This is a genomic window from Antarctobacter sp., from assembly GCF_034670325.1.
GTDB lineage: Bacteria > Pseudomonadota > Alphaproteobacteria > Rhodobacterales > Rhodobacteraceae > Antarctobacter.
In genome coordinates this window covers 388,236-409,642 of sequence record NZ_JAXMNR010000004.1, presented here as the reverse complement: position 1 = coordinate 409,642, position 21,407 = coordinate 388,236, and the positions used below count along the sequence as shown (strand labels likewise).

Annotated in this window: 19 protein-coding genes; 13 read left to right on the top strand and 6 right to left on the bottom strand. The window is 62.2% G+C overall.

Features of this window, described 5'->3' with window-relative positions; genetic code table 11:
* Window positions 1-66 precede the first annotated feature (66 nt).
* Window positions 67-630, bottom strand: a complete 564-nt coding sequence (gene frr / locus VOI21_RS12580) for a ribosome recycling factor (RefSeq protein ID WP_323770250.1) — start codon at window positions 628-630, stop codon at window positions 67-69.
* Window positions 631-802: 172 nt separating this feature from the next.
* On the opposite strand from frr, the gene VOI21_RS12575 reads away from it, so the two are divergent.
* A complete protein-coding gene (locus tag VOI21_RS12575; RefSeq protein WP_323770249.1) occupies window positions 803-1,735 on the top strand; it encodes a GlxA family transcriptional regulator in 933 nt (310 codons plus the stop codon).
* Between the two features lie 427 nt (window positions 1,736-2,162).
* Here VOI21_RS12575 and pyrH read toward each other — a convergent pair whose 3' ends face one another.
* On the bottom strand, window positions 2,163-2,942 hold the full coding sequence (gene pyrH / locus VOI21_RS12570) for a UMP kinase (RefSeq protein WP_323770248.1): 780 nt from the start codon (window positions 2,940-2,942) through the stop codon (window positions 2,163-2,165).
* A gap of 110 nt (window positions 2,943-3,052) precedes the next feature.
* Here pyrH and miaA point away from each other — a divergent pair, with 110 nt between their 5' ends.
* The 7 genes from miaA (at window position 3,053) to VOI21_RS12535 (ending at window position 13,141) form a co-directional block, all read left to right on the top strand.
* The gene (miaA, locus tag VOI21_RS12565) at window positions 3,053-3,958 is read left to right on the top strand and encodes a tRNA (adenosine(37)-N6)-dimethylallyltransferase MiaA (protein WP_323770247.1); all 906 of its coding nucleotides are present in this window, start codon (window positions 3,053-3,055) and stop codon (window positions 3,956-3,958) included.
* On the top strand, window positions 3,958-4,812 hold the full coding sequence (locus tag VOI21_RS12560; RefSeq protein WP_323770246.1) for an AraC family transcriptional regulator: 855 nt from the start codon (window positions 3,958-3,960) through the stop codon (window positions 4,810-4,812). Before miaA ends, VOI21_RS12560 begins: the two co-directional genes overlap by 1 nt.
* Before the next feature lie 253 nt (window positions 4,813-5,065).
* Window positions 5,066-6,736: an ABC transporter substrate-binding protein gene (locus tag VOI21_RS12555; RefSeq protein WP_323770245.1), complete on the top strand. Its 1,671-nt coding sequence runs from the start codon at window positions 5,066-5,068 to the stop codon at window positions 6,734-6,736.
* Window positions 6,737-6,871: 135 nt separating this feature from the next.
* Complete coding sequence (locus VOI21_RS12550; RefSeq protein WP_323770244.1) at window positions 6,872-8,008, top strand: ABC transporter permease; 1,137 nt, start codon at window positions 6,872-6,874, stop codon at window positions 8,006-8,008.
* A gap of 10 nt (window positions 8,009-8,018) precedes the next feature.
* A complete protein-coding gene (locus tag VOI21_RS12545; protein ID WP_323770243.1) occupies window positions 8,019-9,470 on the top strand; it encodes an ABC transporter permease in 1,452 nt (483 codons plus the stop codon).
* A gap of 102 nt (window positions 9,471-9,572) precedes the next feature.
* Complete coding sequence (locus tag VOI21_RS12540) at window positions 9,573-11,660, top strand: ABC transporter ATP-binding protein (protein WP_323770242.1); 2,088 nt, start codon at window positions 9,573-9,575, stop codon at window positions 11,658-11,660.
* A gap of 65 nt (window positions 11,661-11,725) precedes the next feature.
* Window positions 11,726-13,141, top strand: coding sequence for a hypothetical protein (locus VOI21_RS12535; RefSeq protein WP_323770240.1), 1,416 nt, complete (start codon window positions 11,726-11,728; stop codon window positions 13,139-13,141).
* A 197-nt stretch (window positions 13,142-13,338) separates the two neighbouring features.
* On the opposite strand, the gene VOI21_RS12530 is transcribed toward VOI21_RS12535, so the two are convergent.
* A complete protein-coding gene (locus VOI21_RS12530; RefSeq protein WP_323770237.1) occupies window positions 13,339-14,235 on the bottom strand; it encodes a hypothetical protein in 897 nt (298 codons plus the stop codon).
* A gap of 160 nt (window positions 14,236-14,395) precedes the next feature.
* Window positions 14,396-15,007 (bottom strand): lytic transglycosylase domain-containing protein, encoded by a 612-nt coding sequence (locus VOI21_RS12525; RefSeq protein ID WP_323770235.1) that lies wholly within the window; start codon window positions 15,005-15,007, stop codon window positions 14,396-14,398.
* Window positions 15,008-15,156: 149 nt separating this feature from the next.
* Between VOI21_RS12525 and VOI21_RS12520 the strand changes: the two genes are divergently transcribed.
* Window positions 15,157-15,678 (top strand): single-stranded DNA-binding protein, encoded by a 522-nt coding sequence (locus tag VOI21_RS12520; protein WP_323770234.1) that lies wholly within the window; start codon window positions 15,157-15,159, stop codon window positions 15,676-15,678.
* Window positions 15,679-15,875: 197 nt separating this feature from the next.
* Window positions 15,876-16,937, top strand: a complete 1,062-nt coding sequence (locus VOI21_RS12515; protein WP_323770233.1) for a site-2 protease family protein — start codon at window positions 15,876-15,878, stop codon at window positions 16,935-16,937.
* A 118-nt stretch (window positions 16,938-17,055) separates the two neighbouring features.
* Here VOI21_RS12515 and aroB read toward each other — a convergent pair whose 3' ends face one another.
* Both aroB and VOI21_RS12505 read right to left on the bottom strand, forming a co-directional pair.
* Window positions 17,056-18,168 carry a 3-dehydroquinate synthase gene (gene aroB, locus VOI21_RS12510; RefSeq protein ID WP_323770232.1) on the bottom strand — a complete coding sequence of 371 codons (1,113 nt, stop codon included), beginning with the start codon at window positions 18,166-18,168 and terminating at the stop codon, window positions 17,056-17,058.
* The gene (locus VOI21_RS12505; protein ID WP_323770230.1) at window positions 18,165-18,737 is read right to left on the bottom strand and encodes a shikimate kinase; all 573 of its coding nucleotides are present in this window, start codon (window positions 18,735-18,737) and stop codon (window positions 18,165-18,167) included. Before VOI21_RS12505 ends, aroB begins: the two co-directional genes overlap by 4 nt.
* Window positions 18,738-18,832: 95 nt before the next feature.
* Here VOI21_RS12505 and VOI21_RS12500 point away from each other — a divergent pair, with 95 nt between their 5' ends.
* The 3 genes from VOI21_RS12500 to VOI21_RS12490 are packed head-to-tail and all read left to right on the top strand — an operon-like array spanning window position 18,833 to window position 21,385.
* Window positions 18,833-18,982: a hypothetical protein gene (locus tag VOI21_RS12500; RefSeq protein ID WP_323770228.1), complete on the top strand. Its 150-nt coding sequence runs from the start codon at window positions 18,833-18,835 to the stop codon at window positions 18,980-18,982.
* Window positions 18,972-20,459 carry a hypothetical protein gene (locus VOI21_RS12495; protein ID WP_323770226.1) on the top strand — a complete coding sequence of 496 codons (1,488 nt, stop codon included), beginning with the start codon at window positions 18,972-18,974 and terminating at the stop codon, window positions 20,457-20,459. The genes VOI21_RS12500 and VOI21_RS12495 overlap by 11 nt, the downstream gene beginning before the upstream one ends.
* Window positions 20,456-21,385, top strand: coding sequence for a site-specific tyrosine recombinase XerD (locus VOI21_RS12490; protein WP_323770224.1), 930 nt, complete (start codon window positions 20,456-20,458; stop codon window positions 21,383-21,385). Before VOI21_RS12495 ends, VOI21_RS12490 begins: the two co-directional genes overlap by 4 nt.
* Window positions 21,386-21,407: the final 22 nt, after the last annotated feature.

Genomic DNA, 21,407 nt, shown 5'->3' with positions numbered 1-21,407 from the left:
TTGATAGGCTGTTGAGCGGGAACCTGCGCCCCCGCTTCCCCACCACGCCAATTTGCCGCCCGAGTTTCAGACCTGCATGATTTCCGCTTGTTTGGTCTCCAGCGCTTCGTCGACCTTTTTGATATAGGTGTCTGTCATGTCCTGCACCTCGGACTCCCAGAGTTTCTGGTCGTCCTCGCTCATGCCGTCGTTCTTGGCCTTCTTGATCTGTTCCATACCATCGCGGCGCACGTTGCGGATCGAGACGCGGGCGTGTTCGGCGTATTGGCCAGCAACCTTGCCCAACTCGCGGCGGCGTTCCTCGTTCAGTTCGGGGATCGGCAGCATGATGATGGTGCCGTTAAGCTGCGGGTTGATCCCAAGGCCGGATTCGCGGATTGCCTTTTCCACCTTGCCCACCAAACCCTTGTCCCAGACGTTGATGGTGACCATGCGCGGTTCGGGCACGTTTACGGTGCCGACCTGGTTGATCGGGGTCATCTGGCCGTAGGCGTCCACCTGAACCGGCTCCAGCATCGAGGCCGATGCGCGCCCGGTGCGCAGCGACGCAAATTCGGTGCGCAGGTTCGCCATTGCACCATCCATGCGGCGCGACAGGTCAGCGGTATCGAGTTCGAAATCTTCGGACATCTTGGCCCCTCGTTGATCAATTGTGCTCGGGTAGCATTGGTTAGCCCGACCTTTACCGCAGATCAATCATCCTTGACCAGAGAAGCCGGTGCGGGCGCGCCGACCGATGCAACCGATCCTTAACCCCGCCGTGACAAAACCATCAGCGTTCTGCCTCTTGGGTTCGTCGTGTATGCATGTTTGCCTGATCCTCTTTCCCGGTTTCCCGATGCTGACCTTTGTGCTGGCGCGTGAGGTACTGCATCTGGCGAACCATTGCGCGGGCCAGCAGCTTTTCACGTTCCAGACACGAACGGTGGCGGGCGCGCCGGTGGCGGCCGCTGACGGGACCACCATGCATGGGGATCAACCCGACTGGCATGGCGCGCAGGGTTTTGACCTTGTGCTGCTCTGTGCCGGGAAAGATCCGCTGACCTCCTTGCCCATGGGTCTGCGCGCCTTTCTCAACCGCGCCGATGCCACGGGGGCCACGCTGGGAGGGTTGGACGGCGGTGCCCTGATCCTGGCCAAGCTGGGCTTTCTGTCCGGGCGCACGGCGGTGCTGGATCAGGCGGCATTGGCGGATCTGGTTCCCGACTGTGACGACATCGCCATAACAGAGGGCACGTTTTCCTGTGACAGGCAGCGGTTGACCACTGCGGGCGGCATCGCCACCGGAGATGCGGTGCTGGCATGGATCGCGCGCGCGCACAGCCCGTCACTGGCCGCGCGGGTGGCAGAATCGCTGGCGCATGGCCGCATCGGTCAGGCAGGGGCACAGCAGAGGTTGGTGCAAGCGATCGACCCCCTGCTGGACCGGATGCAGGCCATCATGGCCGCGCATATCGAAAACCCGCTTCCGGTCGAACGGGTCGCCGCCGAACTGGAGCTGAGCCCGAAACAGCTACGCCTGCGCTGCCGCAAGGGGCTGAGCCAGACCCCGGCGCAAATCTACACCGGACTGCGCTTGGACCGGGCAGCGCAACTGATCTCAACAACCGAACTGTCCGTGCAGGAGGTCGCACGCGCTGCGGGTTTTGCCTCGCCTTCTGCCTTTACCCGCAGCTACCGCGCCCGCTTTGGCGCGCCTCCGCGGAGCCAGCGGCGGGCGCGTCGGGCGGGATAGAACCTGATGAGGCAGGTTGACGTATCTACCGGACGGCACAGTGCGCCCGTCACCCCCCCCCTTCCCGGAATGTGAGGGTGGGTTGGCGTCAAAGGTCGAGTGCATACGGACACGTTCGAAACGCGATGCCATCCCGGCGGCCCTCCTGCCCGCACCCCGGCAGTTCGCCCTAGGATCTGTACGTCACTCACCAAAGCCCTTGCCACGTGTCCGAGGGATTTAAAGAGGTGGTGATCGGCTGGGCTCACCAAATGCGCTGCGCGGGGCACAGGCCGGTCGAATCGACACCTTGGCGCCGTTTATGTGGGATAGGCGGGGCCGCGCGCTGTGCGTTGCCGGAAACTGTCAGGCACACCGTCAAAGGGCGTATTCGACCATGTGCCAGAGATGTCGTTCTTGAAACTGGGCAGATTCGGAAAGCCGTGCCTCAGGCCGGGGCCGGACCGGGTTTGTCCAACTGGGCACGCGGCGCCTTTTCTGAGACGCGGGTATAGGTGCCCTGCCCCGCAAGAATACCACGAAAACCGCCCGGCTCATCCAGCGAGAATACGATGATCGGCATGTTGTTGTCCCGCGCCAGCGCGATGGCCGAGGCGTCCATGACCTTGAGGTTCTTGGACAGCACCTCGTCAAACGTCACGTTGTCGTATCGTTTGGCATCGGGGTTCGTGCGCGGGTCTTTGTCATAGACGCCGTCGGTGCCGTTCTTGCCCATGATGATCGCCTCGCAGGCCATCTCATTGGCGCGCAGGGCTGCCGCGGTGTCGGTGGTAAAGTACGGGTTGCCGGTGCCAGCGGCAAAGATGCAGACCCGCTTTTTCTCAAGGTGGCGCACGGCGCGGCGGCGGATGTAGGGCTCTGCCACCTCGTCCATGCGGATCGCGCTGATCACGCGTGTGAAGACGCCGCCCCCCTCCAACGCCGATTGCATGGCCAACGCGTTCATCACCGTGGCAAGCATCCCCATGTAGTCGGCAGTGGTGCGTTCCATCCCCTGCGCGGAGCCGGCCAGCCCGCGAAAGATATTGCCGCCGCCGATCACCATGCAGATCTCGACGCCCATTTCCTGCACCGATTTCACCTCGCGGGCGATGCGCTGCACGGTAGGCGGATGCAGGCCAAAGCCCTGATCCCCCATCAACGCCTCGCCGGAAATCTTCAACATGACACGCTTGTAAGTGGTTTGCGGGATGCTGGCCTCGGTCATGTTGCGCTCCGTCGTGGGGGGGATATGATTGCGCGCATATGTGGCGGAAAACCACTTGGGCTGCAATGGTCCAGCGGGACGCGACATGGGACACCGGGACAGGCTGCGGAATGCGTGACAAATCGGCAATCGAGGCATGCCTTGCGTCCTGCGCGCCGGATCGGCCCGTGCTGATCGCGGGACCAACGGCCAGCGGCAAGTCCGCGCTGGCGCTGGCCATCGCAGAGGCGCAGGGCGGCGTGATCGTCAATGCCGATGCGATTCAGGTCTTTTCCGACTGGCGCGTGTTGACCGCCCGCCCTTCGTCTGAGGAAGAGGCGCGCGCACCGCATGCGCTGTATGGCCATGTGCCCGGCGACCAGCCCTATAGCGTGGGTGACTGGCTGCGCGAGGTGGCCGCGCTTTTTCCCGGTGCGGAAAGACCGATTTTCACCGGTGGAACAGGTCTTTACCTGACGGCCTTGACCGAAGGACTGGCCCAGATCCCGGCCACACCGCCACAGGTCCGAGCCGAAGGCGAAGCGTTGTTGGCATCGCGCGGACTGACCGCCATGGTGGCGGAGCTGGACGCCGGGAGTGCCGCCCGGATCGACCTGCGCAACCCGGCCCGTGTTGCCCGCGCGTGGGAGGTGCTGCGCGCCACCGGTCGCGGGATTGCCGCGTGGCAGGAGGAGACGCCGCCACCGCTGTTGCCGCTGGACCGCGCCACTGCCTTTGTCGTCGATGCGCCCAAGGACTGGCTCACCCCACGGATCGAGAGCCGTTTCCGCAAGATGATCGAGGGCGGTGCCTTGGACGAGGCACGGGCCAATCGCCCCGGATGGACCCCTGACCGCCCCTCTGCCAAGGCCATAGGTGCTGCGGAACTGATGGCCTATCTGGACGGCGAGATCCCTCTGGAAAGCGCGATTGAGCGCGCCACGATTCTGACCCGCCAGTTCGCCAAGCGCCAGCGCACATGGTTCCGCGCCCGGATGGGCCACTGGACCCAACTGACCGCAGAGGTGCTGGCCTGATGTCGCGTCCCGGCTTTCTCAGGACCCCGATGCCGCCCGCGCCGCCGAAACCAAAGGGCCCGGTGCGCAGCGGCTCTTACGCGATGGAACTGCAAAGCGCACCATGGAAGTTCACCCTGCTGCACGACCGCGAAGACGACGTTGTGCTGTGGGTGACAAAAGGTCAGGGCCGCGTCGTGGTAAACGGCATTCGTCGCGGCATTTCGGTGAACAATGCGCTGTTTGTACCCGCAGGCACATTGTTTGCCATCGACATGCAACAAGGCACGCAGGCGCTTATGGTGCAAAGCCCCGCCGGGCTGAGCCCCTACCTGCCTCATGCACCTGTGTTGTTGCGGGTCCGTGAAAGCCTTGCACAGGCTGAACTGACCGGCACCATTGACGCGATGAACCGCGAAATGATGCAGAACCGGGCCATGCTGCAAGAGGCGCTGTCCGCCCATGTCGGACTGATCGCGGTCTGGTTGCATCGCCAGATACAGGCGGGCGCGGCTGATTCCCCACCCGAAAGCGCCGCGCAGCGGTTGGTGCGGCGCTATGCGCGGGCCGTGTCGCAGGATTTTCGCAAGCCGCAGGTCATGGGACACTATGCCGAGGCATTGGATGTCACACCGACCCACCTCAGCCGCGTCTGTCGTGTCTGTTGCGGCAAAACCGCCGCCGACATCCTGACTGAACGCAAACTGCATGCCGCCCGGATCGCGCTGGAAAGCCCAAAACCGGCAGTAAAAGAGGTAGCGCGGTCGCTGGGCTTCACCTCTCCAGCCTATTTTACCCGGTTCATCCAGAGTCACACCGGGCAGTCGCCGTCCGCATTGCGCGCGGCGACCCAACACCTGACAAGCCGACGGTAACCGGGGCAGATCCTTGAAAATTCTGTAGCGGTGCCTTGGAAGTGACTTGCACATCCGCCCATGTCGCTTTTGAATAAGGTAGATGTCGCTTTCAAACCCCAAAAGGGCGAAAGCGGGCGTTGACGGGACAAGGCTTCTCGTGCGGAATGACATGCAGTGAGGGGCATGGCCGAAGGGTGAACCAAAAAAACCCGCTCAGGAGCCAAAAAATAAAGACCCCCGGCTGAACAAGACGTGTCACAGGGAGACAAGAATGACATCGATGGATAACCTGCAGCGGGTGCACCCGGCTGCAAAAATGTACGCGCGTGAACTTAAGCAGGGCCTGCTCGACCGCCGTGAGTTCCTTTCGCGCACAACCGCGCTTGGCGTGACCTCGGCTGCGGCCTACATGATTGGTGGCCTTCAGCGCCCCGCCGAAGCGGCGGCGCATGCCCAGCAGGGCGGCACCATTCGCTATCAAATGGAAGTGCGCGCCCTGAAGGACCCGCGCACCTACGACTGGACCCAGATCGCCACCTTTACCGCCGGTTGGCTGGAATATCTGGTGGAGTACAACAGCGACGGTTCGTTTGGGCCGATGCTGCTGGAAAGCTGGGAAGCAAACGACGACGCCACCGAATTTACGCTGCACGTCCGCAAAGGCGTCAAGTGGAACAATGGCGACGACTTTACCGCCGAAGACGTGGCCCGCAATATCGCCATGTGGTGTGAAAGCGAAGTCGAGGGCAACTCGATGGCCGCCCGCATGGGGTCGCTGATCGACGAGACCACCAAGAAAGCCTCGGACGGCGCGATCACCGTTGTCGACAGCCACACGGTCAAGTTGACGGCAAATGTGCCCGACATCTCCTTGATCCCGGGCATGGCCGACTATCCTGCCGCCATCGTCCACAGCAGCCACGATGCGAACAACATGCTGGCCAACCCGATTGGCACCGGTTTCATGCTGCCTGAAAGCCACGAAGTCGGCGTGAAGGGTGTGCTGGTCCGCAACGAGGGCCACGATTGGTGGGGCTATGCCGCGGGCAAGGGTGGCTACATCGACCGCATCGAATTCATCGACTACGGCACCGATCCGGCTGCGTTCATCGCCGCCTACGAGGCCGAAGAGATCGACATGAACTGGGAGTCGGTCGGCGAGTTTGTCGACATCTTCGACAGCCTGGGCCTGGAACGTTCCGAGATCCCCTCGGGCTTTACCATCGTGATCCGCCCCAACCAACTGGCTGAAGACGCCGATGGCAACAAGATCTACGGCGACAAACGCGTGCGTCAGGCGTTGGCCATGGCCGTCGATAACAACGTCTGCCTTGAACTGGGCATGGCGGGCTACGGCATCGTTGCGGACAACTGCCACGTTGGTCCCATGCACCCGGAGCACGATCCGTCGGTGACACGCCTTCCCTATGATCCGGCCAAGGCGCTTGAACTGATCAAAGAAGCGGGCATGGAAGACTTTGAGCATGAGGTGCAGTCGATCGACGACGACTGGCGCCGCAACACCACCGCCGCTCTGGTGGCGCAGTTGAACGATGCCGGCATCAAGGCCAAACACACTGTGCTGCCGGGGTCGACCTTCTGGAACGACTGGACCAAGTATCCGTTCTCGTCGACCAACTGGAACCACCGCCCGCTGGGCACACAGGTTCTGGCGCTGGCCTACAAGTCGGGCGCAGCGTGGAACGAGTCCGGTTTTGCCAACGAAGAGTTCGATACCCTGCTGGCAGAGGCCAACTCCATCGCGGACGCGGATGCGCGCCGCGTTGTGATGGCGAAGTTGCAGGCGATCATGATCGACGAAGGCGTGACGGTTCAGCCCTACTGGCGCACCGCCATCCGCCACCACAGGGACAACCTTGTCGGGGTGGAAAAGCACATCGCCGACTTGCCCCAGATCTACAAGTTCGGGATCAAGGCCTGACAAGGCGCCTACCCAAGGGCCGCGCGGACAACCGCGCGGCCCTTTTCGTCTCAGGCCGCGCGCTACCTGCGGCCAATTGCAAAACGAAAAAGCGACCGGAACAATACCGGTCCACAGCCACCAACGGGGGCTTTTATGGGTCTATTCATTCTCAGGCGCGTGGGGGTCATGCTACTGACCGCCCTATGCCTGACGTTCATCGTCTTCGTTATGACGAACCTCTATCCAAACCTTGAAAAGCTCGCGAAATCCGAAGGCAACTTTCGGATGACGGACATCGAGGTCGCCACATGGCTGTCGAACAACGGCTACCGTTCGCCGCTGGACGAACAGATGCTGGCTGACTACCGCGCCGACAAGATCACCCTTGAAGAAGCCTCGGCGCAGGTCAATTCCGGGTTCGATGTCCGCATCTTCCGCAATTACGCAGAGTGGATCGGCGTCTATCCCGGCTGGACCGGCGTAAATCGCGATGGCGTCCTGCGCGGGCGCTGCATCCTGCCCGGCGCTGACCCGGAGGAGGCCCCGACATTCTGTGGCATCCTGCAAGGCAAATGGGGCTGGTCGACCGTCGCCAAGGCCCCGGTGGCCGAGGCGCTGGGAACCCGGATCGGCAACACGGGCTTTCTGATGCTCTGCGTTATGCTGCTGATGGTGCCCTCGGCTCTGATCGTCGGTGTGCTGGCGGGGATGCGCGAAGGCTCGGCGCTGGACCGCTCCTTGTCTACCTTTTCGATCACCACAACGGCGACGCCGGAATATGTCTCCGGTGTCTTGTTCATCGCGATCTTCACTTCGTCCGCGGTTGGCCTGAAATGGTTCAAGGGCACCGCCACAAGCGCCATGGACAACGCGACGTTCGAGAATTTCTTTCTGCCGGTGCTGACCATCGCACTTTACGGCATGGGCTATATCGCGCGCATGACCCGCGCATCGATGGCCGAGGTCATGACCGCGCAATACATCCGCACCGCCCGTCTGAAAGGCGTGAGTTTCGGCAATATCGTCATCAAACACGCGCTGCGAAACGCCCTGATCGCGCCGTTCACGGTGATCATGTTGCAGTTCCCGTGGCTTTTGAACGGCGTCGTCATCGTCGAGACGCTGTTTCAGTACAAGGGCGTCGGTTGGGAACTGGTCCGCGCGGCGGGCAACAACGACATCGAGATGCTGCTGGCGATCTCGGTTGTTTCGGTTTTCGTCGTTCTGGTGACACAGCTGATTTCCGACATCGGCTATGTTTATCTGAACCCGCGCATCAGCGTCACCTGAGGAGGCATCCATGGACCCTTTAACCTGGACCGGCTCCCTGGGGAGCATTCTGAACCCGATCCTCACCATTCTGGTGCCCGTCTTCGCGGTCGCCGTGGTGGCGCGGATCCTTCTGTCCTTCTTTGAGCCGGATACTGGCATCCAGACCAACCCCGACGGCACAATCATGGCCACCGGCGGCGTCTGGGGCTTGTCGTCAAAGCTGGTGAACTGGCTGGGACTGGCGCTGCTGCTGCTGGTGCTGGCCTATATCGTGTTTGGCGTTCTGCTTGGCACCGGCGCAGGCATCGTCGGCGGCATCAGTCGGCAGTTCCTGCCGGTCTGGATCGCCCTGATCGCCACCTATGTCGCCTCCATCCGCTACAAACGGCGGCTGGGGCTGTATGGCAAACTCTTCGACTCGATGATCGGCATGATCGGTTTCGGCATCGTCATGTTCTGGGTCTACACCGCGATTTTCTACGGTCTCTTCGACTTGATCGCCACACATGATCCGCTGGGTCAGGCCTCGGGAATGAAGAACAAGGTGCCCGGCACACCGCTGCGCGGTGCCGAAGATGCTGATTTCCAGTGGTATCTGTTTGGCGGTGACAACCTTGCGCGGGACATCTTTAGCCGTGTGGTCGCCGGATCGACCATCGTCATCGCTATCGCGCCTTTGGCTACGCTTTTTGCATTCATGGTCGGGATCACGCTGGGCCTGCCCGCAGGCTACTATGGCGGGCGCCTCGACACGTTGCTGAGCTTTGTTGCAAACCTCATCCTCGCCTTTCCGGTGATCCTGCTGTTCTACCTGCTGGTCACGCCCGAAATCGTGGCGACGGGGCTGCCGCAGTTCATGGCCGTGGTGCTGTTCCTGTTCCCGCTGATCTTTGCCGGGGTGCTGATCCATTCGCGTTACCGCACCCAGCCCAGCAAGGACTATCTCTACCTTGCGATTGTGCTGGTCCCGATGGCGCTGATCTACATGTCGCTGATCAACAACCCTGATCCGACCTCATCGAGGATCACTTTCTGGCCGCTCGATTTCTTCGACATTCCGGGCGGTGTTCTGGTGGTCTTTGTCTCGGTGGTCTTCGTCAACTCCCCCACGGTGTTCCGCATCGTGCGGGGCCTGACGATGGACATCAAGACGCGTGACTACGTGGCCGCCGCACAAACCCGCGGAGAACGTCCGTGGTACATCATGCTGTGGGAGATCCTGCCAAACGCGCGCGGGCCGCTGATCGTCGATTTCTGCTTGCGCATTGGCTATACCACGATCCTGCTGGGGACCTTGGGCTTCTTCGGTCTGGGTCTGCCGCCGGAGAGCCCGGATTGGGGCTCGACGATCAACGAGGGGCGTAAGCTGCTGTCGATCTACCTGCACCCTGCCCTGCCACCCGCGCTGTCGCTGTTGTCGCTGGTTCTGGGTTTGAACCTGCTGGCTGACGGGCTGCGCGAAGAAAGCTTGCGTGACTGATGACGGTTGGTCTGGGGGCGCTGTCCCCAGACCCCGAAAAGTATTTGGGCCAAGAAGACGCGCAAAACGTGTCGGGGCCTCTCCTACAGGGAGCACTGTGACATGACAGACGACTATGACGGGCCGATCCTAGAGATCGATAACCTCTCGATTTCCTTCTTCACCCGCTTGCGCGAAATCCCGGCGGTGATGGATTTCTCGGTCAAGGTCATGCCGGGAGAGGCCGTGGGCCTTGTCGGCGAATCCGGCTGCGGCAAATCCACGGTGGCGCTGGGGGTCATGCAGGACCTTGGCAAAAACGGGCGCATCGTGGGCGGCAGCATCAAGTTCAAGGGCCGAAACCTGAACGAGATGAGCCAAGAAGAGTTGCGCGAAATACGCGGCTCGCAGATCGCCATGATCTATCAGGAACCGATGGCCTCTCTGAACCCGGCCATGAAGATCGCCCAACAGCTGATGGAAGTGCCGATGATCCACAAGGGCGTCGGCAAGGAAGAGGCCTATGAGCGCGCGCTTCAGGTGGTGACGGATGTCAAACTGCCCGACCCCAAGCGTATTCTCAACAGTTATCCGCATCAGCTTTCTGGCGGTCAGCAACAGCGGATCGTGATCGCGCTGGCCCTGATGGCGGAACCCGCGTTGTTGATCCTCGATGAGCCGACCACCGCGTTGGACGTGACGGTTGAGGCGGCAGTGGTCGAACTGGTCAAGGAACTGGGCAAGAAGTACGGCACCTCGATGCTGTTCATTTCCCACAACCTTGGTCTGGTGCTGGAAACCTGTGACCGGATCTGCGTGATGTATTCCGGCGAGGCGGTCGAGACGGGCAGCATCGTCGATGTCTTCGATGAAATGCAGCACCCCTATACGCAGGCGTTGTTCCGGTCGATCCCGCTGCCCGGTGCCGACAAGAACGCGCGCCCGCTGGTGGCGATTCCCGGCAACTTCCCCCTGCCCCATGAGCGCCCGGACGGCTGTAACTTTGGCCCGCGCTGCGACTATTTTGAGGCCGGGCGCTGCGATGCGGTCGACCGCGTGCCGATGTCAAAAATCTCGGGCAACGACCGTCACAACTCGCGCTGTTTGCGCATTGACGAAATCGATTGGAAGGCCCCGCCACTGAACGTCAAATCCACCGACAAGCCCGAACCGGGCAAGGTGATCCTGAAAATGGAGAACCTCAAGAAATATTACGAGGTGTCCGCCAACGCGCTGTTCGGCAGTTCCGGCGAAAAGAAAGTGGTCAAGGCCAACGAGACGCTGACTTTCGAGGCACGCGAATCCGAAACGCTGGCCATCGTGGGCGAATCCGGCTGCGGCAAGTCGACTTTTGCCAAAGTGCTGATGGGACTAGAAACCGCGACCGACGGGCAAATCCTGCTGGATAACCACAATATCGAAAGCACCCCGATCGAAAAGCGCGATACCAAGACCATCGCCGACGTGCAGATGGTTTTCCAGAATCCGTTCGACACGCTGAACCCGTCGATGACAGTCGGACGTCAGATCATGCGGGCGCTGGAAATCTTTGACTACGGCACGTCGGACGATGACCGTCGCGAGGAAATGCTGCGTCTGTTGGATCTGGTAAAGCTGCCACGCGCCTTTGCCGAGCGGATGCCGCGTCAGCTATCGGGCGGTCAGAAGCAGCGTGTCGGCATCGCGCGAGCCTTTGCGGGCGGCGCGCGGATCGTTGTCGCGGATGAGCCGGTCTCGGCACTGGATGTGTCCGTGCAGGCGGCGGTGACCGATCTGCTGATGGAAATTCAGCGCGAGCAGAAGACCACCCTGCTGTTCATCAGCCACGATCTGTCGATCGTGCGGTATCTCAGCGACCGGGTCATGGTGATGTATCTGGGCCATGTGGTGGAACTGGGATCGACCGATCAGGTCTTTTCACCGCCCTACCACCCTTACACAGAGGCGCTGCTGTCGGCGGTGCCCATCGCCGACACCCACGTCAAGAAAAAGCACATCGTGCTGGAAGGCGACATTCCCTCAGCCATGAACCCGCCGCCCGGCTGCCCGTTCCAGACGCGTTGCGGCTGGAAAGACAAAGTTGCCGGAGGTCTGTGCGAAAAAGAGGTGCCGCCAGTGCGCGTCATGGACGGTGGTCACCAGATCAAATGCCACCTCTCGGACGAGGAATTTGGCAGTATGGAGCCGGTGATCAAGATCGCAGCAGAATAGGCCAACCACACCGGCGGGCTGCCCCCTCGGGACGCCCCCTGTGATTTCTGTGAAGGATGGGAATGATGCGTTATGTCTTTTGGCTTGTCGGCTTTCTTGTCGCCGTTGCCGTTGCGAATACGGCACAAGCTGCCCGGATCACCCCTGGCAAAGCCGGTCTGTGCCGCGTCACCCTTGAGGGGGAAATCGCCCCCGGAGACGTAGAGAAACTGCGCGCCGCGCCGATGGACATACCGATCTGGTGGTCGAATTTCGAAGATGGTAGTTGGGCCGCGATCTGTCTGGACAGCCCCGGTGGCAGCCTGTCCAGCGGGCTGGAACTGGCGCGCTATGTGCTGGACAACCGCATCGGAACGATCATCGACGATGGTGCCGAATGTCTGTCCGCCTGCGCGCTGATCTTTATGTTTGGGACGGCGCATCAGCACGAATCCGTCGCCCTGACCAATCGCCGCCTGCATGTGGGCGGACGTCTGGGGTTTCACCAGCCGGATCTGACACTGGATCGCACCCGCGACTACAGCGTGGACGATGTCGAGGCCGCCTTTGACCTTGCCATCGAGGCAACGCTGAATTTTCTCGCCCTCGCCGCGCGTCCCCGTCCCGATACACCGCGCCCATTTGTGGACGGTGACCTGCTGGAGGCAATGCTACAGCACAAGGGGCAGGATTTCTTTGAAATCGACACGGTGAACAAGGCCGGGCGGTGGGACATCGCCTTGTTCGGCTTCACCCCGCCGCAACTGACGAACGAGGGCATGGTCTACGCTTGCCAGAACATGACCGGCTGGTCCGCACGGCTGGAACAGGATCAATTGCCCTATCAGCCGGATGGCTACAGCCACAGGGTCGACGCGGCGCAGGGGCAAGACGGATTTGCCGATGGGCAACGGTTCCGCGTCGATTTCTCCGGTATGATGACGTATGCCTGCGAAGTCGGTCTTCGGGGCAGTTACCAGGGTAGCCCGCAAGCGGTGCTTTGCGGCTACCGTGAAAACCTGTCGGCGCAGGTTGGTCCAGACGATTGCTTGCAAGGCAGCGGCGCGCCAGGTCGCTGGCCGATAATTCCGCCTGCCGGGCTGCTGCCCGCCGCGACAACCCTTTTGGACCTCAAGGCCACACGCGGCACAGGTGAGATAGCCCGTGCACTGTCGGACAATGCCTGCAGGTCGTCTTCGGGCCGTGCGCGGGTGATCAACGTGCAGAATTTCACCTCGCTGCGGCAGGTCATGTCCCATGACGCACAGCGTGTGGCCGAACTGCCGCTTGGCAGCACCTATGAAGTGTCCAGCGCGCCAGTTGGCGATTTCAGGCACCCGCGCCATCAGGCCTGCATGGCATTGTGCGAAAAGGCGGAATTTGGCAGTCCCTTTGACAGCAACGCGCTGCAATCCTGTATCGATACGGATTGGATGTGGTTTCGCATCCAGACGCCTGAGGGGAACAGCGGTTACGCCAGCGCCAGATACCTGGACTACTGAACGAGAAAAACTGTTGGCGTTCTGTCTGAAACAAAGGTGCGGGCGACCCTGCTGAAACACAGCTCAAGCGGGCTCCAGTAATTGCGCCACATACCATCGGGACCGAAGAAGGCACATGCCGGTGGCATTGCAACAAGCCGGACAAGACCCTGCCCTGACGGGGCAAGGGAGGTCTTCCTGCCGTATGGCTGGATTATTCAGATCAGGCGTCGCGTGGCCTTGGTCCCGCCATCACGCGCCTTGCGAATGTAGAAAGGTGAAATTGTCGAGAATTTGAGAATTTCGCGCTGGGTCTTGATTGTGATCGGCTTGTCGAAACGGAAGTCCACAACGGTTTCATGGATGCTGCCGCAATGCACCGGAAATTCGAACTCCTCCACAACCAGCGTTGAGACGCTACCGCGCAAGTCCATCAGCGCCTCATCGAAGGCAAGGGTGTTCAACGGGTGAAAGCGACACCCGCCCTTGCCCAGCGTAATAACCAAACCCTCGATGACCCAACTGCCAACCTTGATATCCGCAGGAACCCGGCACGCTTTTCGGTTGTAAAGCAAGGCCATGATCCAGCGGTATCCGGTGTCGACCAGCACGAGGAGTGAAATGAACCCAGCCATCGCGACCACGACGGCCCCGGCGGCGAAAAGCTTTTCTTCTTCAGCCCGCTTGCCGACTTCGGCCCAGTTCAGCCCTTTTTCGGAGAAGAAACCGCCGTCGCGTCCCTGTTGGCCGCGTTGAAAGATCGATTTGCCGCTATCTTCGCAGGCCAGTGTACGTTGCTCATCCAACCGCCGCAGCAGCGACGCCAGACGCGCCGGTTGATAGGCCGCGCCACCGGCCAAACGCTCTGCCTCGGCCAGAACATCGACTGCGACGGGGGCGATGCTGTCCAGCCTGCCATCCCGCAGGACGTTCAGTATCCGCGCCTCAGAGATGGACAGCATCTGTTGGCCCAGTCGATCCGACATCGCCGTAGGCAGCTCATCGACATCCACCGGCAATGCCGCAAGCGTCCGCGCAACGGCCATCAGTTCAGGTGGCACCTGGCACGACTGCGCCAGTGCAGACATCGGCAGAACCCCAACGACAATAGCCATCACGACGGCCAGAGCCGCGGACCGCAAAACGCGGCAAACAGACCAGAAAATGAAAAACACCATACCACCGTTCCCGCGTTACCGGCGACCACGGCGATCATTCTGACAGCAAAGCCATAACCAAGGTTTAAGCCACACCAAATCCGGCGCGACTAAAGGGTCAGCTGCCCCAGATCTTCTTCACGTAATTCTTTGTCTCGCGGTAGGGCGGCACGCCGCCATGTTTGATCACCGCGCCGGGTCCGGCATTGTAGGCCGCCAGCGCCAGACGCCAATTGCCGAACTTTGCGTACTGCTGCTTGAGATAGCGTGCCCCGCCTTCAAGGTTTTGCTGCGGATCATTTGGATTGACCCCAAGCAGCGCGGCGGTTCCGGGCATCAACTGCGCCAGACCGATTGCGCCCTTGTGCGACTTTGCCTTGGGATTGAATCGTGATTCCTGCATCACCAGACGCAAGAACAGGTCTTCGGGGACGCCATGTTTTCGCGCAGCCACGCGGGCCATGTTCACATATTCGCCTTTGTATCGGCCACGGTAAACCGGCAGATCCCCATCCGTTCCGGTCCCCCACTTGGTGGGTGTCACCACCTTGGGAGGTTGCAGGCGGACAGAGCTTTTGTACTGTTGGGCCGCGCGGTTATCCAGAACCTTGGTCTGGCTGGAGAACAGGACCGACCTGTTTTTGGTCGACAACACGTCGGCACCTGCGCTGCCCGCAATTACCCCAAGCGAAAGCCCGAAACCGATCGCGCGGATTCCCCATCGCACCATGCCACTATTCCCCTCGGTCACTTTGTTACGGCCGAGACTATACCCATTTTTCAGTTTTTCGCCAGTGCTCAGGGCGCGCCCCTTCCGCCCGGTTCCAAGGCTGGTATAGGGTCGGCAAACACGCGCTGAAAGATTCGAAGGGGAAAGACATGGCCGGTTCCGTGAACAAGGTGATCCTGGTGGGCAACCTCGGGAGAGACCCCGAAGTGCGCAGCTTCCAGAACGGCGGCAAGGTCTGCAACCTGCGCATCGCCACTTCTGAGACGTGGAAGGACCGAAACACAGGCGAGCGGAAAGAGCGGACCGAATGGCATTCGGTCGCGATTTTCCAAGAGGGTCTGGTGCGCGTGGCCGAGCAATACCTGCGCAAAGGCTCCAAGGTCTACATCGAGGGCCAGTTGCAAACCCGCAAGTGGCAGGACCAGTCCGGGCAGGACCGCTATTCGACAGAGGTTGTGCTGCAAGGGTTTGGAGGCACATTGGTGATGCTCGACGGCCGCGGCGAAGGCGGCGGCGGGGGTGGTGGTGGCTATTCCGGCGGCGGCGGTGACTATGGTGGCGGCGGCTATGACGATCCGGGCTATGGCGGCGGCTCTGGGGGTGGATCGGGTGGCGGCTCTGGCCCATCGCGGGCACCGTCACGCGACATCGACGACGAAATCCCGTTCTAAAAACAAACAGCGCATCGGTCAAAACCGATGACGCGCAAAGACCCGAACGCCTGACGCGGCAGCCCCGCCCGTCAGGCGTTTTCTTTTGCACGGCGGGGTTCCGCGCTGCCAGAACGCGGCATTGCCCCGCATCCGCTGGCGCGCGCCCCGATCAGACCTTATCTCATGAATGAAACGGCATCCCAACTGGAGACGACATGACCTGGACCTTCCGCCTTGGCCATTTTCTGGGGTCTGAACTGCGTGTCCACGCCACCTTTTTCCTGCTGCTGGCTTGGGTAGCCGCCGCCGCATGGGCCGAAAGCGGTCCTGCTGCGGCGCTGGACAACACGCTTTTTGTCATTGTGCTCTTTGGCTGTGTGGTTGCGCATGAATACGGCCACGCGCTGATGGCGCGGCGCTATGGTATCCGAACGCCCGACATCACGTTGTTGCCTATCGGTGGCATGGCCCGGATGGAGCGGATGCCGGAGAAACCCGGGCAGGAGATCGCCGTGGCGCTGGCAGGTCCGGCGGTGAACGTGGTGATCTGGGCTGTCCTCATCGCGCTTGGGGCCTCGACCGAAATGGGGGCGCTGGTCGATCCGTCCAATCCGCAAGAGTTCCTTGGCCGACTGGCGGCGGTGAACCTGTTTCTCGCCCTGTTCAACCTGATCCCGGCCTTTCCGATGGATGGCGGCCGTGTGCTGCGGGCGCTGTTGGCACTGCGCACAGACCGGGTACGCGCCACCCGGATCGCCGCCTCGGCAGGCCAGATCGTGGCCTTTCTCTTTGGGTTTCTGGGTCTGACCTCGGGCAATCTGGTCCTGCTTTTGATCGCGCTTTTCGTCTTTATGGCCGCGCAGGCAGAAGCGCGGGACGTGGAAAGCCGTGATCTGGCCGAAGGATTGCACCTGCGCGACGCGATGATCACCAGCTTTGAAAGCCTGTCACCGGCAGACCCGATGCATGTGGCCGCACAGACCCTGATCCGCACCACGCAGCACGAGTTTCCCGTGCTGGACAGCGAGGGGCGACTGACAGGTTTTCTGACACGTCAGGCGCTGTTTCAGACCGTGGCAGAGGGGCAGAACACACGCCCCGTGGGCGAGGTGATGGTTCAGGTCCCTGCCCTGCCACTTGCCGCGCCGCTGTCGCAGGCGCTGGACGCGCTGCAACAGGCACCCGCCGTGGCGGCGACGGACCCGACCGGCCACATGATTGGCTATGTCACGTCGGAAAACATCGGTGAAATGATGGTTTTGCGATCCCGCAGATAGATCTTTCGCAGCCGTTGCATGCGCCACTTCCCGGCGCGGGGGTCTTGCCCGGCCGCACAAAAGGTGCCGCGCCGCGCTGTGTATCAAACCAGCGAGAACAGGTGCGATAACGCCCGGATCACCGCGCCGAGAGTTGATCCCGCAGCAGCGTCAGAACCGCGTCGCTCGGCACATCCGAGGTAACAAAGGCCTGCCCGATGCCGCGAGCAAGGATGAATCGCAACTGCCCGTCGACCACCTTCTTGTCCTGTCCCATCAGATCCAGCAGCGCCTCGGCCCCCGGCAGATCCCCCGGAATATCCGCCAGATCGCAGCGCATCCCGCTGTTCCTTAGCAGCGCACGCACGCGGCTTGGGTCTTCTTGTGAACACAGTCCCAGCCGCGCCGACAGTTCGAATGCCATCGCACAGCCAATCGCCACGCCCTCGCCATGCAGCAGGCGATCAGAATATCCGGTGGCGGCCTCCAGCGCGTGACAAAAGGTATGGCCAAGGTTCAAAAGCGCGCGGTCGCCCTGCTCTGTCTCGTCCCGCAGCACGATGTCCGCTTTCATCTGGACCGAGCGTTTTACCGCATGGGCGCGCGCCGCCCTGTCGCCCTCCACGACACTGGCCCCGTTCTTTTCGAGCCAGTCAAAGAACGCCGCATCGCCCAGCATCCCGTATTTCACCACCTCGCCATAACCGGACAGGAAACCGCGTGTCGTCAACGTATCCAGCACGCCGATATCGGCCAGAACCAGCGACGGCTGGTGAAAAGCACCGATCAGGTTCTTGCCCTGTGGCGCGTTGATGCCGGTCTTGCCGCCCACCGAACTGTCGACCTGCGCCAAGAGCGATGTCGGGATCTGGACAAAGCGTACACCCCGCCGCAACACGGCGGCGGCAAAACCCACAAGATCGCCGATCACGCCACCGCCAAGGGCCACGACGATATCGCGCCGCTCAACCTTTTGCTCCAGCAGCCATTCCACCGTTCGGGTGAACTGCGGCCAGCCTTTGGTCGACTCGCCCGGCGGCAGCGTCAACGCGACCATCGCGATTCCCTCTGCGGTCAGGGCCGACTCCAGTGTCGCCAGATGCGCCGCCGCGACGGTTTCGTCGCTGACCACGGCCACGCGCGGACGTTTGAGCAACGGCGCGATCTCTGCGCCGGCCCGGACCAGCAAATCTTCGCCGATCCGCACATCGTATTCACGTCCCGGCAGCGGGACCTTTACAGTTTCGATCATTGCAGTTTCTCCAGAACGTCCGGACGGCTTTCCATCAGCGCCTCGGACACCCGTCGCGCCATCTGGTCCAGCGACGTCGCCGGTTTCGAGGACACAGTAACATCCGCCTGCCGGTAGATCGGCACGCGTGCCTCATAGAGCCGCCGCAGCGTCCCCTTTGGATCAGGCGTGCGCAACAGTGGCCGGGTATCCTTGTGCCGGACGCGGTCCCACAAAAGATCAAGATCGGCGTCCAACCAGACAGATACCCCCATCCGAGAGATCAGTTCGCGGTTTGCGGCGGCAAGAAACGCCCCGCCACCCGTGGACAAAACGCCGGGCTCACCTTCCAGCAGGCGTTCGATGACCTGACTTTCCTTGCGTCGAAAGAACGGTTCGCCATCGCGGGCAAAAATCTCGGCGATGGTCATATTGGCGGCTTCTTCGATTTCGTGATCCGAATCGCGAAAGACGACTCCCAGTTGCGCCGCAAGGGTTCGTCCCACCGCCGTCTTGCCAGCGCCCATCATCCCCACAAAGACAATTGTCTTGTGCAGGATCAAACCCTTGTGAACCGTGCCTTCGGCCATCCCTTGCCCATCGCTTAACCTGTTGCGTGAATGACGTGATCGCGACAAAAAGGCTAGGTATAAGTTCAAAAAAGACGAGGCGGGGGCAGGACGACATGGGCCGACTGATCAAATGGCTATTCTATCTTCTGATCCTCGGCTTTCTTGCCTTGGTTGTCTACGCGTACATCGGCCCGATCCTCGGGGCCGACTTCGGACCGGAACAGTTCGAACGCCGCATGCCGGTGCAACTCAATGACAGCTGACCCGTGCACGGGCCATCGACGGGGGGCCTTGGCGATTGTGTTGAGCGTTTCGGCGTTTCTGGCAACGGGCCTGTGCGCCCAGGACGACCCAGTCGCCCAAAGCGCCACGCCGCCCCGGGTTGAGGCCGCGCCACTTGGCGCCCCCAACCCCGGTGCCGCGGGCCTGTTGGCCCCGCGTGTCACCGGCCTGCCAGCGACGCTTTGGTCCGGGTCAGACCCGGCCACGCTTGAGGGGCTGATCCGCGCACTGGACCTGCCGGTTCCGGCGCTGCGCGCGCAAATGCGGGTCATGATGCTGGCCGAGGCCGCGCCGCCGGTGGGCGACCGGGATCTGGCCCATCTGACCGCCCGCCTGTCCTGGCTCGAAGAGCAGGGCCTTGTCGAAGAGGCGCTAGCGCTGCTGGACATCACCGGGATTCAAGACCCGCATCTGTTCGCGATCTGGGCCGATCTTGCTCTGTTGCTGGGCCAGTCACAACCAGTCTGCCGCGCCCTTGCGACACAACCACGGCTGAGCAGCGATCTCAGCCTGCGAATCTTTTGCGCCGCCCGCAACGGCGACTGGAGCCGCGCGGCGCTGGTCCTGCACAGCGCACAGACGTTGGGCGACATTTCCGGACGCCGCGCCGAACTGCTGACCCGGTTCCTTGATCCCGAGGCGGGCAGTGGCGAGCCGCTCTTACCGCCGGTTCGGCCCACGCCGCTGGAGTTTCGCCTGTTCGAGGCGCTTGGCGAACCCTTGCCCACCGCGCCTTTGCCGCTGCAATTCGCGGTTCTGGACCTGTCCGGCGACAACGGATGGCGCACGCAGATACAGGCCGCGGAAAGGCTGGCACGCGCCGGTAGTCTGCCCGCCAATCGCCTGCTTGGGATCTACACGCTGCGTCAGCCCGCCGCCTCTGGCGGTGTCTGGGACCGGGTCGATGCGCTGCAGGATTTCGAGCGCGCGCTGGGGCGTGGGGCCCCCGACACGGTGGCGCAAGAGTTGCAGCGGGTCTGGCCGCAAATGGCCTCTGGACGGCTGCTGGTGCCATTCTCCGAGCTATACGGAGAACGTCTTGCCCGGCTCAAGCTGCAGGGCCGTGCCGCCGGGATCGCCCGCCGCATCGGCTTTTTGTCGCCGTCGTATGAAAGCCTTGCGTTGGGGCTGACGGATGACAGCCCGGAAACCCGCTTTCTGTCTGCCATCGCGCAGGGTCAGGCCCCGGCCGGTCTGGCGGACCTGCCCCATGCGCAGGCGGTCGCTGACGGATTTTCCGGTGCCCCCATGCCGCCGGTCCTGCGCGACCAACTGGCCGAAGGGCGGCTGGGTGAGGTGATCCTGCGATCCATGGTGCTCTTCGCGTCCGGAGCTGCAGGCAACGGGCAGGACCTGACCGACGCCATCGCCAGTTTCCGCACCCTCGGGCTAGAGGATCTGGCCCGGCGCGCGGCACTCGAATTGATGATCCTCGATGCCGAACGAGCGCGGCGGTGACCCCGGCGCGCTGGGTGCCTTTGTTTCTAGAGGCGCTGGCCGCCGAACGGGGCGCGGCGGCCAACACGCTGGCCGCCTATGACCGCGACCTTGCCCATGCGCAGGACTGGCTGGCGGACAACGGAACTGACTTCGCCGGAGCGACCGAGGAAAACATAGAGGCCTATCTTGTCCATTGTGACAGGCTGGGTCTGTCACGGGCCACACGCGCACGTCGTCTTTCGTCGTTGAAACAACTCTTTCGTTTCGCTTTTGAAGAAGGGCTGCGCACGGACAACCCCGCGCTACAGATCGCTGGACCGGGCCGCGACAAACGTCTGCCCAAAACACTGGCGGTCGAAGAGGTCGACCGGCTGCTGGAGGCCGCCGAGGCGCATGGACGGACCGAAGCCGACCGCCTCCGCAACGCCTGCCTGATGCAGTTGCTTTACGCCACGGGGATGCGGGTCACCGAACTGGTCTCGCTGCCCGTCTCCGCCGCGCGCGGCGATCCGCGTATGCTGCTGATCCGGGGCAAGGGCGGCAAGGAACGCATGGTGCCGCTGTCGCCACCCGCCCGCGCGGCGCTGGCCAGATGGCTGCAAACCCGCGACACGCAGGATGACACCGCCCGCGCCGAGGGCAAACCACCTTCGGCGCAACTGTTTCCCTCACGCGGTAAGGCCGGGCACCTGACGCGCCACGCCTTTTACATGCTGATCAAGGACTTCGCGGTCGAGGCTGGTGTTTCTCCTGACAAGGTCACCCCGCATACCCTGCGCCACGCCTTTGCCACACATCTGCTGGCCAATGGCGCGGACCTGCGCGCGATCCAGACGCTGCTGGGCCATGCGGACGTCGCCACGACCGAAATCTATACCCATGTGCTTGAAGAGCGGCTGCGTGAACTCGTCCTTGAACACCACCCGCTTGCCAAAGACACCTGAGCCTTGCCGCCGGGGACGGTGG